We start from the raw sequence: 16,315 nt of genomic DNA, 5'->3' as shown, positions 1-16,315 counted from the left end.
GCGGTGGTGGGACATGCGTGACATCGTCGTCACGCTCGCCGTCTTCGGCGTGTTGCCTTTCGTGCTGCGCTTCCCATGGTTGGGCATATTGCTGTTCACCTGGCTCAGCCTGATGAATCCGCACCGCATGGCCTATGGCTTTGCACTGAACCTGCCGTTCGCGATGATCGTCGCGCTGACCACGCTCGTGGCGCTGCTTTTTTCCAAGGAAATCAAAAAGATAATCTGGACCCGGGAAACGGTGGTCCTGCTGATTTTCGTGCTGTGGATGTGCGTCACAACCATCTTTTCAATGTATCCAGTGGTGGCTGTCGCACAACTGGAAAAAGTGCTGAAGATTCAGTTGATGATCTTCGTGGCGCTCATCCTGATGCGCAGCTTCGACCGCATCGAAGCCTTGATCTGCATGTGCGCAGCATCCATCGGCTTCTACGGTTTCAAGGGCGGTATTTTCACGATCTTGAAAGGTGGCTCGAATCGTGTCCAGGGACCACCTGGAACGTTCATCGAGGGCAACAACGAAATCGGTCTGGCCATGGCGATGACCGTGCCTCTGCTGTTCTTCGTTCGTTCGCGTGTCGTCAATCCACCGCTCAAGCTCTTCATGACGGTATGGACTGTACTGACCGCGTTCGCTGCGATAGGTACGCAATCGCGCGGCGCCCTGCTGGGCATGGCGGCAATGACGGCGTTCGTCTGGATCAACAGCCGGAACAAGTTGTTCAGTGGATTCCTGATCGCGTTGACGGGGCTTTCGATAGCGGCCTTCATGCCTGAGTCATGGTATGAGCGCATGGGTACCATCAAGACGCACGACGAGGATGCATCGGCTATTGGCCGTGTGAATGCGTGGTGGACAAGTTTCAACATGGCCAAGGACCGAATATTCGGCGGAGGCTTCGATTGCTGGCAGTCATTGACGTTCTCCATGTACGCGCCCGATCCATCGAATGTCCGGGACGTCCACAGCATTACCTTCGAAGTCCTGGGAGAACACGGCTTCATTGGTTTGACGCTGTTCTTCACCCTGGGATTGTTTACCTGGCTCAGTGCCGGCTGGTCCGCCCGACAGGCACGTCGCATGCCGGACATCTCGTGGGTGGCCGACATGATGCGTATGGTGCAGGTCAGTCTCATCGCCTATGCGACAGCCGGCCAGTTTCTCGGTCTCGCATACTTCGATTACTACTACATGCTGATCGTGGCAGTCGCCTCGACAACCTGGCTCATCAAGCGGCGCCTCGCAGGCCTTTCCGACGACGAATGGTCCAGAACCCGTCCCGAAGGCTTCCTGAAGGGAGGTCGCCTTGATCTTCCGTGGCCCTGGAAAAAGCGCGGGTCAGCGCTTGCCCGTCAGAACTATTAGAGTTGTGCTAAGGACGTCGATGGGTTGAACGGCCCGGCGGCTCAGCGACGTAACTGGTCACAGACGATGCGTGTCTTTTCCATCACCGCCTGCCATGAAAATTCGCGATGTGCCCGCTCCTGCGCACGCGCGGCGCATTGCGCGCCGAAATCGCTCGCGGGATCGAGCAGGGCGAACAGTGCCTCGCTGATCGCGGCGACCGATTCGCCGTCGCAGCGCAAGCCGGTTGCACCATGAAGCACCGCCGAGCCGGTACCGCCTGCATTGCCGGCGAGCGAGGCCCGGCCGCAGGCGGCGGCTTCGATGTAGACCATGCCGAAACCTTCGGTGTCGTTGCCCACGTCGCGGTTGGGCATCGCAAAAAGATCACTCGCGGCGTACCAGAGCGGCAGATCGTCTGCGCTGACGCCGCCCAGGAGGTGAATGCGCTCCGGCATCGGCGAGTTGGCGCGCATGTCCTCGAGATACTGCTGATCCTCGCCCTTGCCGATGATTGCGTGATGAGCATCGAGTCCGCGCCTGACCAGGTCGGGGATGGCCTGCATGACATGGTCGAAGCCCTTGCGGCGCGACAATCGCCCGACCGACAGCACCAGCCGGGATGACGGCTGCAACCCGATTGAGGCGCGCAGCGCGCTGCCATCGAGTCCGGGTCGGAAACGCAGGGTGTCTGCCCCCGGATTGATGATGACCACACGGTCGGGCGCTACGCCCATGTCGAGCAGCAGGTTGCGTGTGAATTCGCCGTTGGCGATGACCAGTTGCGCGGAGGTGTAGGCCTTGGTCATCGCCTTTACCCGGCGCGGATGCCGCCAGGTCGTGATTTCCTCTCCGTGGGCGTAGATGACGACCGGCACGCGCAGCAGGCGTCCGGCGTGCACGGCCACGAGTCCCTCCGGCAGCACACGCCCGGCGTGAATCTGCGTGACCGGATTGCGCAATCCGACCGACACGGCCTTGAGGAAGAACTCCGCATAGACCGGCAGGGATTCCGGGCGCATCCATTCGTAGCGTTTCAGTCCGAGCCGATGGATGGTGTTCGGACTCGAGCGGTCATGTTCGTCCGCACCTTCGACGTCTGCCGTCAGGATGTGGGTGCCGGCGCCGCCCATGCGGCGATAGACCTCGTCGAACCACACAGCTGTTCCGCCCTTGGTCGGCTGGAACAGCTCGGTGATCACCAGATAGCGCGCGTCGGGCGCTTTCGCGGAAGGGTCGGTCGCTGTCATGACTCAGGTGTCCAGTCGGGCCTGCGGATGCGACTGCAGCCATTGTTCGAGCATCATCAGCACCCAGATCATCACGCCGTAATACGAGGCATGCTCGCTGCGGTGTCGTTCCAGAAGATGTTGCACGAACTCGGGTTTCACCACGCGGCGCTCTACCAGTGCATCGAGCGAATCCTTTGCCAGGCGGCCGAGTTGTGCATCCTGCTGCATCCACAATCCGAACGGCAGCCCGAAGCCGTGCTTCGATTTCGTGAGGACCGCCTGCGGCAGGAAGTCCTTCAGCGCATCCTTGAAGAACCAGCGCAACTGACCGTCGCGTACCTTGTAGTTCGCGGGTAATGGGGCCGAGAACGCCATGAGCCGTTCATCGAGCAGCGGATAGCGCACGTCGATGTCTGCCAGTTCGCACATGCGCGACACCTTGCGCAGATCGCTGTCCGCCAGTGTTTGTTTCAGATCGAGATGCATCATGCGGTCGACCATCGCGGTCGAACGTGTGCGCCCGTACACCTCGCGTGCGAATTCCTGGGGTCTGTGCGGATTGAGTCCGGACAGCAGGCGATCCTGCAATATCCGGCTCGCACCTTCGCGTTCGACGTGATTGAACACTTCCATGCGATCGGGCAGAGGTATTCGGGCGCGATTGACATAGTTGCGCGCGCGGCGGAATACGCCGATCGCCAGCGCATCGGGCAGATTGCCGAACACGCCGCCCAGTACGCCGCGCAGCGGGCCTGGCAGGCGCCCGTAACGTTCGAAAACCTCCTGGTCGGCGTAGCGGGCGTTGCCCCCGAAGATTTCGTCACCGCCGTCGCCGGCGAGCATCAGCGTGCGACCGCTGTCGCGAGCCATGCGCGCGCACAAGAAGGTCGGCACGGCCGACGCATTCCCGAAAGGCTCATCATAGTGTGCTGCGATCTTCGGGATCGCCTGTGTGACGTCGGCTGACGTCACATAGTATTCATGGGGCCTGCAGCCGAAATGGGTGGACGCGATTCGGGCGTACTCCATTTCATCGAAGCCGTCCGCATCGAAGCCGATGGAGTAGGTGTGCGGGCCGTGTCCGGCTACGCGTGCCATGACGCCAGCGACGGTCGAACTGTCGGTCCCGCCGCTCAGGAAGGCGCCGACCTCTTCTCCGGTGCCGATGCCTCGAACGGACTGTTCAAGAAGTTCGCGGAAGCGCGCCGCGTGGCGTTCGTAGTCGTCGCCTGCCGCTTCGTCGTAAGGCATGCTCCAGTAGAAGCCGGTTTCTGCCGTCGTGCCCCTCAGGTGCAGGTATTGCGCAGGCAACAGTTTCCACACGTCGCGGTAGATCGTCGCAGGCGCCGGGACCATGTGACTGTAGAGATAGTCATAGACCGACTGCGGGTCGACGTCGGCCGCGACTTCGGGGTGTGCCGTCACGGCATCGGCGGTGGCGCCGAACACCAGCGTCGAGCTGCGCCGCGCGTAGCAGAGCGTGTGCGTGCCGACGCGGTCGATTGCCAGCAATGCCTCGCCGCGGTCACTGTCGAGCAGGGCAATCGAAAAGCTTCCGTGCAGGTGTTCAAGCAGCGAATGTCCGCGTTCGCGCCATGCATGCAGCACCGACTGGGCCATGCCGGTGTGCGCGGCGCGCTCGCGCAACGCTGCGTCAGACCAGGTGGGGCGTCCGGCCAGCGCGAGCAACAGCCCGCCGTCCTTGCACACTTCAGTTTCACCGGGCGTCGCGCGCACGGCAGTCGCGCACCCTGTGCCGAGCCGGTATTGCAGCGCAGACGACGACAGACCGCCGAGCCGATCGCCCATGAGGCGGATGCCAGCCGACGGATCGGACATCCGTGGCGAGCCGGCACGCGTGGCTTCAAGCCAGCCGCAAATCTTGCTCATCATTGTTCCTTTTCAAGCCGGACGCTGCCGGTGACTGTGGTGCCACGGCGCATCTTCATTGTTTTGTTCCAAGCAGATCGGCGTAAAGCCGGCAGTAGTTGCCCGCGACGGCCTCCAGCGAGAACAACTGTTCGGTGACGCGCCGGCCGTTGGCGCCGAGTCTGCGGCCATCGGGGGACAAGGCATCGGTCACGGCGGTCGCCAGTGCAGCGACGTCACCCGGCGGATAGGTAAAACCCGTTTCCCCGGGCTTGATCAGTTCGCGCGTTCCGCTCACGTCGGCGGCGACGCAGGGAAGGCCGCACGCCATCGCTTCAAGCACGACGTTAGGCAGGCCTTCGCGGCGCGACGGCAGCACCAGCAGGTCGGCCGCTCTCAGATAGGTGTCGATGCCCGCGCTGTAGGGGCGCAGACGGAAGCGACGAGGCGCGCTGTCCTGCAGGGCCTGCAGGCGCGCCAGCAATTTGCCTTCCGGATCTTCGCGACTTTGCGGGCCGATCGCCACCAGCAGCGCTTCGGTGCCGAACGCATCGTGCTCCACCCATTGTGTGGCCAGCCACTCGATGTTCTTGCGTCCGTCCATGACTCCGGCGTAAAGCGCCAGTGGTTGATCGAGCGGAAGGTCGAGCTGCGCGCGCAAGGCTGATCGGACGTCATCGCCGGCTGGATGGAACAGCGTCGTGTCGACACCGTTGGGCAGATAGTGAATGCGTTCGCGGCGAACGCCGCAGTCCCGGAATTCGCGGGTCAGATCGCCGCTGATCGCCACGCAGGCGTCCACTTGCCGCAGCAGCGCGAGGTGCAGCCGACCGGACAGTGAATGACCCACGCTGTGCAGGTCATCGCTGGCCAGACTCGCCTTGACGATGGACTTGAGACCGGCGGCACGGGCGAGCGGCCCGACGATGGCATTCGTGTAATAGGCGCCGTGGCTGTGCAGCAGGTCGAAATCCTTCCGTCGCCGCCATACGTAGGCGCACAGGTTAGCCCACAGCCGCAGCTCGCGATGTTTGCTGCCTCGCCCTGCATAGAGGCGTGTGACCGGAAAGCCATCCACGACATCCTGCTCCGGCAGGTCGCGCCAGCGCACGGTGACGAACTCGACATGGTGGCCCAGTCGCCGAAGCTGCCGTGCCAGCATCAGCGCCTGTTGCGCCGCACCACTGAATTCCGGCGGGAAGTAGGTCGAGTACATGAGCACGCGCAGTGGGCGTGCCGGTTCTTCTGCAACCGGCGTGCTGTGTTGCAGATGGCGGGTGGTCGATGCGCTGGGCAGGCTCATGCAGGCCGGGGGCGGACGGGTACTTGACTGGGCACTACTGTAGCCGAGACAAAGCGTCGCCGACGAGGGAGGATGCCGCAGTGCGGCGGCTTGACAGCCACGCAGACAGATTCAACAGCGCCCACACACGGTGAGTCACCGCATCGTCGCCTTCGATGAACCGATCGCGCCATCGAACGACCTCAGTCGCGTCAAGCGGCATCTGTGCGATGACCGCGGGATCTCCCAGATGACGACGCAGCAGACGGTGGTCATTGCTGCGCAGCAATCCGGTCAGGTCGATGTTGAAGCCACGCTTCGGTGTATTCCAGATGGTTTCAGGTACGTGACGCGCTAGCAGGTCGCGCAGCAGTCGCTTCGGTCTGTCGGGGCGCCAGCACCAGTCCTCGGGCAGTGCCTGCAGCAGGTGCGTGACATCGGGCGCGCCAAAGGGGTGCTCGACACGCAAGCCCGTTGCGATGGAAGCCTGGTGGATACGATCGTCTGGTGTTGCCGTTCCCTGCAGAACCGACAGCCGCTTCAGGTGCGACGCGCCGCGCAGTGCGGCATGAGCGGTGTAGAAGCGCGTCAGGGAAAAATCGGGGGTACGGCCGGTCAGGCGGGTGATGTCATCCGCGGTAAAGCCGCTCCAGCGTATGAAAAGATCCTGCCGAACGTTGAATTCGAACAGTCGCGCGTAGCCGGCTATTGCCGGCAGCCGGCCAAGCGCACGCGCAATCGCGTGCCGCGAAGCCGGGGGAAGGTAAGCCACCCAGTCATGTGCGATGCGCCGCCAGCGCGCCGGCATCATGCCGGGCAGCGCTTCGGCGCCGGTGCCGTCCAGCACGCAATCGGACTGCCGGGCGCAGGCTTCGAACAGCAGCCGTGTCGGCATGCCTGCTGGGTCGCAATAGGGCTGTTCGGCTTGAGCATGCGCACGTTCGAACACGGCTTCGAGCGCGTCGCCATCAGGTCGAAGTACGTGGTGTTCAAGGCCCAGATGACCTGCAATGGCTGCCGCCGTCGCCGATTCGTCGAGTGACGGTGTATCGAAGCCGACCGTGAACGCAGAGACGCGATGACCGGCTTTGCTGGCCAGAGCACAAAGCAGCGCCGAGTCGAGGCCACCGCTGAGAAACGCCGCGGGTGCGACGCTGCCGGCGAGGCGGCGATCTATCGCAGCTTGCAGGCGTCGATCGACCTCATCGCACGCCGCATCGTAAGTGGCCGGGGGCGTGACCTCAGGTAATGCTGCATTGAGTTCGCGATGTCCGCTCGCCGTGAATTCCAGAGTCTGGCCGGCTTCAAGTGCAAAAACGCCTTCGTAGAGGGTGTTGGGTGCAGCGATGTCGAGGAAGCGCAGGTATTCGTCGAGCCCGCGCTGCGACAGCGTCGGGGCAGTCCGCAGCCGGATTAGCAGCGCATCGAGCCGGGTGGCGAAATGTATGCAACCCGATGCGTCTCGATGATGGAACAGCGACATCGCCCCTGCTGCATCACGCGCCAGAACCAGTGTGCGTCGCAATCCATCAATGGCGGCCAGCGCGTAGTGACCGTCGGCGTCCGTTGCCATTCCGGACCTGAGCGGATCGGCCATGCGGTCCGAGCAGAAAAGCACGCCCGCGATCATCAGGTTCGGTAACGCACCGCCAAGCGACACCCAGCCCGTGGCCGGGGACAGCGAGCCGGTGCTTGGATCGAAACAGCCGTAGGCCCCGTCGTTCATCGTGTGACAGCCAGCCAGCAATGCTTCATGGCCCTCAGTGCATGCCCGCTGGTGAGCGCTTGTCGCGCCAGGGCACGGTGCTCACGCTGACGCAGCGCGCGGATGCGGACCGTGAGGTGACCAGCCGGCAGCGTGTTCGCCAGCCTCGTCAGCACACGGATGTAGGCGATTTGCATGCTGGGCGTGTCATGAGACAAGTTGGCGTCGTGCCGGCGCCGCAGCAGTGCCAGATCGGGGTGCCACAGTAGGGGGAAACGCGCGGCAGCGCGCAACCACAGGTCGAGATCCTCTACGTGCTGCAGCGATTCATCGAAACCGCCTAGTGCGTCGAAAGCCTGCCGTCTCATCACGACTGAGCCAGTGGTCACGAAACCCGCGTCGAGCAGCTTGTCGAGCGGATCGGTCATATACGCCGTATCTCCGAAGAAGTCCGCGTCCAGTCCGCTTTCTGCAAACAGGGTTTCGGGACGCAGAAGATACTGGCCGTCGATATCGTCGAACTGGCGACAGTCGCCGAACACCATCGCTGCGTCCGCCTTGTCATTCAGCAGCGAGACTCTGGAAGCAAGGCTGTTCGGTGGCCAAAGATCGTCCGCATCAAGAAAGGCGATGAATTCACCGCTACTGGCAGCGACGCCTGCATTGCGCGCTGCGGCCGGGCCCGGGGCAGGGCTGTCGATGACGCGAGCGCCGGCCGCGCGCGCCAGATCCGCCGTATTGTCGGTGCAGTTGCTGGTGACAACGATGATGTCCGGCAGTGGCGCAAACGACTGCGCCTTGACGCTGACGATCGCTTCAACAATCCATCGGGCAGCGTTGTGCGCGGGTATGACGACGCTGAGCATGCGTTCGTCAGACCTTGCGGCCACCCAGCATCGCCAGCGCCAGCGATACCAGCAGGCGACCGCGTGAAACGGGTGCAAGAGCGAACGCTTCGGCCAGATCGAACAATGCTGCCGCGCGCTCCCCGTCGCGATAGCGCCATTTGGCGTAGTCGGCCAGTACTCCGGCCATGGCCATGCGCCAGAAGGCACCGCGATCGCGCGCCCCCAGCAGATCACGGTTCTTGGTCATCACATTCACGGCGCTGCTGCGCATCACTTCGCGGTTGCGGCTCATGCTGCCGGGTGAGCGAACGATGCAGGTCATCGGCTCGCGCACGCAGGCATAGCGGGCGACGGCGGCAAGCCTCATCCACATGTCGATGTCTTCAAGGCTGCGCAGCGCGGTATCAAAGCCACCGATCTGATCGAACAGGCTACGTCGTGCCATCACGGCCGAACCGCTGCCAGCGACGGTCGCGTTTGTCACGAAGATGTTACGGAGGATTTCACCGTTGGCACCTGCGTCATCCCAGCGCTCAAGTGTCTTCCCTTCAGGAGAAACGATGAGCGCCGCAGTCGAGCAGAAACCGATATTCGGGCAGGTCCTGACCAACTCCACCTGCGCGTCAAGCTTGGCGGGTAGCCACCAGTCGTCGGCGTCGAGAAACGCTATCCACTCTCCTCGCGCGGCAGCAATGCCTGCGTTGCGCGCGGCGGAGAGGCCGGCATTCTTCTGCGTCAGTACGTTGATGCGATCGCGGTAGCCAGAGAGGACTGCAGCGGTCTCGTCGGTCGATCCGTCATTGATGACGATGACCTCGTAATCGTTCCAGGTTTGGCTGAGTACTGAGTCGATTGCCCGTGCCACGCACCATGCTGCATTGTAGGCGGGGATGACGACGCTGATGTGAGGTGTGTTCATGCTCCAGTGTCGTAGCCGAGACGTTGCTGCATCGGCTCGATACGATCAAGTATGCGCTCGATCAATTCCGGGTTTTGCTGCTTCCACTTCGCCTTCGCAGGCTTGCCCTTGACGATGCTGGTCGGGCGCTGATCCAGGGTGCGGCAGCGCTGCTCGATGTCCGATGTGAATGCGAGGTCAAGCCGCGCGTAGACGTCGCGGAACATGTCGACAGGGCGTTCGAACAGATCTTCGTAGCGCAGATGTATCCAGCGGTCGGGAGGAAGCAGCGCCGCCGCATCAAGCGCGAGCTGGTTGGCGCTGATCCACTGAAAGGCGCAAACCTCTTCAATCGGCGCCTGGTTGTAGGTTCGCCATCCGGGCGCGAGGAAGAAAGCCCAGTCGGTGTACTCGCCATGGTTGATCGCCACCGGTTCGGGGAAATCGCCGAGAAACTGCGAGAGGTGGAAATCACCGTCGGTACGGCCGAGACGCCAGCCGTCGATCATCGAACTGATATTGTCGCGTCCGTCACGCTGAATGAAAACGAACTTTGCCTCCGGAAACAGAGCATGCAGGTAGCCGACGCGCATGACGTTTATGCAGGTCTTGTCGAGGATTCGCCCGCCGCCCAACCGGCGATAGAAAAAGCGCAGTGCGGCATCGCGATGTTCTGGTCGGGCGTGTTCCGGGCCCGCTGCTTCGGAATGCCAGCCGTTGTTCAGCGGCCCGTAGAGGTCATTCCAGAACTGCGGGATTTCGAAGCCGAGATTGACCAGATCCGACGACGCGCCGATGGTTTCGAAGGTGACTGTGGTGCCCGAGCGCGAACAGCCGACCAGAAATACGGGCGGGCGCGGCGTCGGCCGGGTAAGGTCCCAATACAGCCCGGCCATCTCGCGCTTCAGATGAACGAGGTTCTTTCGGACGATTTCAGGATCGGTGACCTTGAGAAGTTTTGAAATGGTTATGCGGTTCATGTTTCTGTCCGGGCTATGGCGCGCTGCGCCAGCGAGCTTTTCGGTCGGTAGATCACGATTTCCATCCGGATGCCCAAAGCCAATAAATCCATTCAGTGCCGGTCAAGTCCGACGATGACTCGGGTGACTACCGACCTTAAACCAGGGTCTCGAGAGCGGATCACCAGCTCTGCAGATAAATATCTCGAGCTCGCCACAGCGGTAGTTCATCCGGGCGATCACTTTCATCGGTACCCGCGAACCAGCGGCTTCGGCACCCCGTTCACGAACTGCGCAGACAGCGAAATGTGTCATGTCCGATGTCGTCTCACTTCTTTCCTTGAAAACGTCGATGCTGCGATGTTCGTCCACCACTTGGTCGGCGAATTACGCACGAGCGCATGCGGGTCGATTCATTGATTCCCGAGTATTTTTTCGAGTGCCTGAGCGTACTCGTCGGCGGGTACTTTCAACGCAGACTGAACAACGACACAGACCTTTGATGGATCTTCGGTCAGCACCGATTGAGGGTCCGCGAAGAAACGTGCGTAAGAAGGGGTATCCCAAAGCATGTGATTGAAACTTCGGTCATGGATGACGAGGTCGGACGGCTTCAGTGTCTCTTCGACGAACACGCCGTAGATCGAATATTCGGACATCGTGTCTTCGGCCAGCAGCACATCTTGCCAAGGTTTGTCATGGAGCTGTTCCAGATGGCGGGCCAGTTCGTGCAGCCACTCCGCTTGCAGGATGGCCGGGCAGGACATGTAGTGGTGCTCGGTGCTTCCTTCGGGCAGACGCAGCAACTTGCGTGCACCGGCGATGTGCTTGCGGTGTCTGCCCGATTCCGTCGTCGGCGTGATGCGCACCAGCACTCGGCCGCGATCGGCCAGCAGATCGGCGTCGTCGAATGACCGGAAGAAAAACAGGTCAGAATCGAGTACGAGGATGGGCCCGCGTTCCTTCAGGCTTTTTGCGTTCAGTTTTGCAATCTGCTGAATGATCCAGCCGCCCTTGCCCGCGTGCTTCGCGAAGCGCCACGCCTGACCGTGCGCGTAACGATCGATCAGACTGTAGAGGGCTGTCGGAAAGAAACGACGGTCGACGAGACTCTGTTGCGACACCAGCGTGCAGTCGTCATCGCGCAACGCAGTTCGGAACAAGGCCAGATCGGATTCCGGAACGGCCACCACATGTTGGGCGGAGCCGCGATAGAACTTGCGCATGCTGCGACGAAGCAGCACCAGCCGGTCGATATCGTTGCGGTAGGACGGCGTGAAGAAGAGCAGCGACGAGTCGGATGCGTGCGGTCCCGGGCGCTTCGGGGCGATTTCCTTATTCACGCCGGTCATCATCCGAATTGCGCCCTCATTTCGCCTGCTGTGGCTGCCAGTCTCATCAGCCAGTAGAAGCGACGGTCACTGTTCGTGCTGAATGCCGCATGCAATGCATAGGTAACGCCTTTGCGCAGCAGCGATGGCACCATGCGAATCCCTTCTGCTCCGCCGTGTATCAGGATGGATGAATAAGAGCGCAGGAAGCATTTCCGCATCATGTATCGGGTGGTCATCCGTTCCGGTTCCAGCAGATGGCGTTGTCGCAAGCCAGGTACATAGAGCAGGCGACATCCGTCCTGCAGGGCGCGCCGGATGTAATCGATGTCCTCGCCGCCCATCAGGTTGTGTCCGGTCGGACCCAGCTCAGCAGAGAAGCGGCCCGTGCGTTCGATTACATCGCGCCGGATGATGATGTTTCCACCGCTCGGTATCTTCATTTCCCCGGTGATTTCCGTCTCCGTCTCGCCGAAGTCGTACTCTGGGAAAGGGCGCACCGGAATCCTGTACTCGTCGCGCAGGTGCACCCAGGAAGGTTCGGACCCGTCCCACGCAGGCAGAATCCAGCCGCAGTACATGCCGTAGTCAAGATTTCGCCGGATCAACGCCGACAGCGCGTGAAAGTAGTCCGGTGCGACCACCTGGTCGTCATCGATGAAGCACACGTGCCGGGCAAGCGGCGTCGCGAGTGCCGAGTTGAGCGCATGCGACTTCCCGGCTACCGGCTCTTCGAGAACACGTAGCCCGAGTGAGTGAGGCGCCCACTGCGCCTCGATATCGTGCAGTTCGCGCAGCGTGCTTTCGTTGCAGGCGTTCGCGACGATCAGAAGATCCACGGTCAGGTCGTCCGGAGGGGGCGCGACACGCAGCGCGTCAAGCGCCTGCCGCAGCAGCGACATCCGGTTATGCGTACAGATGACGACCGTTACGTCGCATGCAGGTCGCGTTTCCATGTCAGCGGCCTGCATCTCGCGGGCGGATCCAGCCCGACAGCGTACCGATGAAGTAAGCCACATTCATTTCCTTGCGCAGGCTGGAGTCACGTCCTTGCGACAGCGCCTGACGCATGGCCACGGAAAACGCACGCCACAACTGACCGTAGATATAGATTGGCGGCCAGCGCGATTCTGTCCGGCGGCTGCGCGTGCCGTCGACTCGCCCCTGCTTGTAGTGCAAGTCGAGAAAGTAGCCGCGATTCAGCTTTGCTGCCTGGATGCGGTGATGGATGACCGCATCGGGCGTCCACCACACGCCGAATCCTGCTGCCAGAAGCCGGCGGTAGAAGTCGACTTCTTCGCCGCCGGTGTTGTCGCCACCTTTGCGTCCGAGCATCGAATCGAATCCGCCGACCGTTTCGCACACGGTCTTTCTGAACCCGAAGTTGCCGCCATAGAAAGACGTATCGGGAGATGTCAGTGGCACGATCGAGTCCGATCTGTTCAATTCGCCCAGAAAACCCAGCAGTTCGTCACTCAGCCAGGGCGGCCGAGAGTCCTCGAACAGCACCTTGATGCGGCCGCCGAAGGCATCAGGTGCATGGGCATCGATCAATCGTTCAAAAGCACACAGCCAGTCCGGATCGGCGGTTTCGTCATCGTCCATGAAGATGATGTATTCGCCTCGCGCTTCGGCAATAGCGCGGTTGCGCGCATTCGATAGACCGAGCTTGTCCTCGCGGACGATGCGCGCATTGAATCCCGGGGGCCAGCGGTGCGCGGCAAGAAGCCGAGGCGTGTCGTCGCGGCATCCGTTGTCGATGACCAGAAACTCGATCGGGGCCTGCGGCAACCGCATCAACGCAAGCTCTGCAAGCGTCCATTCAAGACGGTCTGCATGGTTGTGCGTGCACAGTGCAACGGAGTAGCGGGGCTGGGTCATGTCGCGCGGCCCCTTATCGGCTCGCGCCGGGCAGGCGTCGGGTGATTTGCCGGAAGTAATAGCGCACCGCATTGCCGAGCGTGCCATCGTTGCTGCCGAGCCTGACCTTTCGCAGCAGCATCGCGGGCGTGTCGGTACCGAACACGTCGAGGCGGCGGATGCGCAGGCGGTTCACGTCGTTGCGGTTGAATCCGGGTTGTGTCGAAAACGCTACCCTGTAGCCGGCAGCGCGCGTTGCGACCTCGACCCGCTCGTCCAGATGACCGAACGGGTAGGCGATGTAATCCACATCATGACCGAGCAGGTTCTGCAGCGCGCGCCGCGATCCGGCCAGCTGGTCGGCCAGGGCATCATCGTCCAGCGTTGGAAGGCTGGCGTGGCTGCGCGTGTGCGAATGGAAGCTGAACCCGGCTGCGCTCATCGTGCGGATATCGTCCGCGTCGAGCAGGGGGTGCGTCTGGCCCGAAGGGTTGGATGTCCGTGTCCATTCGTCCCGGCTTCCGATGAGATCGCTGACCAGGAAGACGGTCGCCGGCCAGCCAAGTTGCTGCAGCACCGGCATGGCGTGATCCATGACGCCCTTGAAGCCGTCGTCGAACGTAAGCAGGAATGCACCCTCCGGCAGCGTGAGGTCGCCCTCAAGCCACTTGACCATGTCATCTATTGTGACTGCACGGTAGCCAACATCGGCCAGTGCCTGCATGTGGGCGCGGAAGTCTTCCGGGCGGATTCCGTAGCGTGCTTCCCATGCGTTGCTTGTGTCGCCAACGCGGTGGTACATCAGTACGGGGATGCGTTCTGCGGTCTGCTTCCGTGCTGTCACGGCTGTTCCTTTGTGCGTTCCATCCAAGCGGCGCCAAGGTCAGGCCGTGCCTCACTGACTGCCGTGTGTGCCACTTCCGAATTTGTCGCGCAGCGAAAATATGGCTTTGTACAGGGAGAGCGGCAGCTTTGCAGTGAGGATGTACCGCATGTCGGCCATTTTCCCGATCCCCGACTGGCTCGCGTGACGGAACAGTGTGTGAGCCGAAGCCAGGTCCCGCTTCCAGAGTGCGCGATACGCTTCCCGGAGTATGCGACCTTCCGTCAAATCCAGTAGTTTCTCGGGTGTCAGATGAGCGACGCGGCCCGGGTAGCTTGCCAGGAAGTCCTTCTGTGCCCAAAGCGCATCAAGAACTTGCCGCCATTTGACTGCCGACACCTGTCCGCTGCCATGCCAACGGTAATAAGCCAGCACTTCGGGTACCCGTACGATGCGCTCGGTGCGACCGTACACGCGTAGCCAGAAGTGGTAATCCATCGACGAGAAGCGTTCTTCGCAGAAGCCTCCCAATGCATCGACCACCTCTCGCTTGAGGAGGGCTGCGTGAATGGGCCATGGGCAAGTGCGCACGAAATGGGCGGCCATGTCTTCCTGTTCGTAGGCTGCGGGTATGTAGGGTTTAGATTCCACGCCCTCTCCCACGTTCTGCCAGCCGCAGTAGGCCAGATCGACATCGGCAGCCCTGATTGCATCCAGAAGCTTTGAAAGCGCATCCGGCTCCCACCAGTCATCGGCATCCAGAAAGGCAACGAAGGTTCCCCGCGCCTGCTTCAGCGCAAGGTTGCGTGCAGGATAGGGGCCACGCCGATCCGAGCGCAGCACTGTGACGCGCCCCGGATATCGCGCATCAAGCGACTCGGCCACAGTGAGCGAATCGTCGGTTGAACCGTCGTCCACAAGCACAACTTCGGTCCTGACGTTGATCTGGTCGAGCGCCGACGACACCGCTTGCTCAAGATAGGGCCCGGCGTTGTAGCAGGGCATGACGACCGAAATCAGCGGGCGCTCCGCGACCGAACCGCTCATGCGCGAAGTTCGTCGCGGATGACTTCCAGCCAGGCACGTCCCCATTTCTGATCGGGCTCGACGTGGTTGCCTTCGGCCCACTCATTCCAGGCCTTCAGGAATACGATCTTCTCGCTGTCCGGATGAGGGGATACGCGGTCGAGGGCTTCCCGAAGGTGACCCCGGAAAAGCTCGGGCGTCGCATCGTGGAACACGAGTCCCCGCATGCCCATGCGTGGTGTGTTGTCCCAATTCGGCAGTACCAGGGGAAAGTCCCTCCACTCCGGCTTGTTCGAGCGAAGCAGGCTGGGCAGTATTTCTTCGTAGTCCCAGATCGTGAGTTCGTGCTTGTTGCCCTGCATTGCGAGCTTCATCTTCGTGCTGAGATACCGGCGGGGAATCCGTCCGTCGCGTGCGGGCAACGCCTGCATCGTCGAGGCATCGAGGCCGCGGGTGCGTGGATCCCACTTCTCGTTGCGATGTGACACGCCGATCAGGAACAGTCCAGGAAGACCTGCCTGAAGGGCCCGCTCGCGCCAGAAATCGGTGATGCGCACAATATCGGGAATGTCGTCCGGCTTGTAGATCAGGAAGATCGGTTTGCCATCGACGGTCAGATACCGGCGGTCGGTGAACGCCTTCAACAGCCAGTCGAAATGGGCAGCATGATCCTCCATGCCGGGGTAGACCTGCTCGACCAGCATCGAATTCGTACCCTGCCAGACTGTATTCCAGCTGTGGTTTGCCCAGCACAGACAGAACGGAAAATCGGGTTCCGACGAAAGAAGTATTTCATTGACGGGCCGCTCGAGTATCCGGCGCCCACCGAACCAGTAGTGGTAATAGCAAAACCCCCCGATGCCGTACTCTTTGGCAAGCTCGGCCTGCGCATGACGCGCCTCGGGCAGGCGCAGGTCGTAGAAACCAAGATCAGCAGGAATGTGCGGTTGATAGTGCCCGGGGAAGAGCGGAGCCGCCTTTGCCGTGTTGGTCCATTCCGTGAACCCTTTGCCCCACCACTCGTCGTTTTCGGGCGTGGGGTGAAATTGGGGAAGGTGAAAGGCGATGAGGCGTGCGCGCTGCGACGTGTCAGCTTGGGTATTTGATGGCATCGATCGATTCAGATTCGTTAAGGGA

General features: G+C 61.7%; 14 protein-coding genes. 1 reads left to right on the top strand and 13 read right to left on the bottom strand.

Translation table 11 applies throughout. From position 1 onward, the window contains the following. Positions 1-13 precede the first annotated feature (13 nt). Complete coding sequence (locus tag Q8R75_RS04240) at positions 14-1,366, top strand: putative O-glycosylation ligase, exosortase A system-associated (RefSeq protein ID WP_305611739.1); 1,353 nt, start codon at positions 14-16, stop codon at positions 1,364-1,366. A 41-nt stretch (positions 1,367-1,407) separates the two neighbouring features. Here the strand turns inward: Q8R75_RS04240 and Q8R75_RS04235 are convergent, their stop codons facing one another. The 13 genes from Q8R75_RS04235 to Q8R75_RS04175 all read right to left on the bottom strand — a co-directional run bounded on the left by Q8R75_RS04235 (position 1,408) and on the right by Q8R75_RS04175 (position 16,290). Next, positions 1,408-2,595 (bottom strand): glycosyltransferase family 4 protein, encoded by a 1,188-nt coding sequence (locus Q8R75_RS04235; RefSeq protein WP_305611738.1) that lies wholly within the window; start codon positions 2,593-2,595, stop codon positions 1,408-1,410. A 3-nt stretch (positions 2,596-2,598) separates the two neighbouring features. Beyond that, on the bottom strand, positions 2,599-4,467 hold the full coding sequence (locus tag Q8R75_RS04230) for an asparagine synthase-related protein (protein ID WP_305611736.1): 1,869 nt from the start codon (positions 4,465-4,467) through the stop codon (positions 2,599-2,601). Positions 4,468-4,522: 55 nt separating this feature from the next. Beyond that, on the bottom strand, positions 4,523-5,749 hold the full coding sequence (locus Q8R75_RS04225) for a glycosyltransferase family 4 protein (protein ID WP_305611734.1): 1,227 nt from the start codon (positions 5,747-5,749) through the stop codon (positions 4,523-4,525). Between the two features lie 34 nt (positions 5,750-5,783). Then, positions 5,784-7,454: an asparagine synthetase B family protein gene (locus Q8R75_RS04220; RefSeq protein WP_305611733.1), complete on the bottom strand. Its 1,671-nt coding sequence runs from the start codon at positions 7,452-7,454 to the stop codon at positions 5,784-5,786. Beyond that, positions 7,451-8,299, bottom strand: a complete 849-nt coding sequence (locus Q8R75_RS04215; RefSeq protein ID WP_305611767.1) for a glycosyltransferase family A protein — start codon at positions 8,297-8,299, stop codon at positions 7,451-7,453. Before Q8R75_RS04215 ends, Q8R75_RS04220 begins: the two co-directional genes overlap by 4 nt. Before the next feature lie 7 nt (positions 8,300-8,306). Further along, on the bottom strand, positions 8,307-9,200 hold the full coding sequence (locus tag Q8R75_RS04210; RefSeq protein ID WP_305611732.1) for a glycosyltransferase: 894 nt from the start codon (positions 9,198-9,200) through the stop codon (positions 8,307-8,309). After that, a complete protein-coding gene (locus Q8R75_RS04205) occupies positions 9,197-10,159 on the bottom strand; it encodes a sulfotransferase (protein ID WP_305611731.1) in 963 nt (320 codons plus the stop codon). The genes Q8R75_RS04210 and Q8R75_RS04205 overlap by 4 nt, the downstream gene beginning before the upstream one ends. Before the next feature lie 392 nt (positions 10,160-10,551). Further along, entirely contained in the window at positions 10,552-11,481 is a 930-nt protein-coding gene (locus Q8R75_RS04200; RefSeq protein WP_305611730.1) for a DUF6492 family protein, read from the bottom strand. A gap of 8 nt (positions 11,482-11,489) precedes the next feature. Beyond that, complete coding sequence (locus Q8R75_RS04195; protein ID WP_305611729.1) at positions 11,490-12,425, bottom strand: glycosyltransferase; 936 nt, start codon at positions 12,423-12,425, stop codon at positions 11,490-11,492. 1 nt (position 12,426) lies between these two features. Further along, on the bottom strand, positions 12,427-13,350 hold the full coding sequence (locus Q8R75_RS04190; protein ID WP_305611728.1) for a glycosyltransferase family A protein: 924 nt from the start codon (positions 13,348-13,350) through the stop codon (positions 12,427-12,429). Between the two features lie 13 nt (positions 13,351-13,363). Next, complete coding sequence (locus Q8R75_RS04185) at positions 13,364-14,173, bottom strand: polysaccharide deacetylase family protein (protein WP_305611727.1); 810 nt, start codon at positions 14,171-14,173, stop codon at positions 13,364-13,366. Positions 14,174-14,224: 51 nt separating this feature from the next. Then, positions 14,225-15,199 carry a glycosyltransferase gene (locus tag Q8R75_RS04180; RefSeq protein WP_305611726.1) on the bottom strand — a complete coding sequence of 325 codons (975 nt, stop codon included), beginning with the start codon at positions 15,197-15,199 and terminating at the stop codon, positions 14,225-14,227. Then, positions 15,196-16,290 carry a glycoside hydrolase family 99-like domain-containing protein gene (locus Q8R75_RS04175; RefSeq protein ID WP_305611724.1) on the bottom strand — a complete coding sequence of 365 codons (1,095 nt, stop codon included), beginning with the start codon at positions 16,288-16,290 and terminating at the stop codon, positions 15,196-15,198. Before Q8R75_RS04175 ends, Q8R75_RS04180 begins: the two co-directional genes overlap by 4 nt. Positions 16,291-16,315: the final 25 nt, after the last annotated feature.

This window comes from Methyloversatilis sp. (genome assembly GCF_030696805.1).
Taxonomy (GTDB): Bacteria; Pseudomonadota; Gammaproteobacteria; order Burkholderiales; family Rhodocyclaceae; genus Methyloversatilis.
This window is presented reverse-complemented; position numbering and strand designations above follow the sequence as displayed.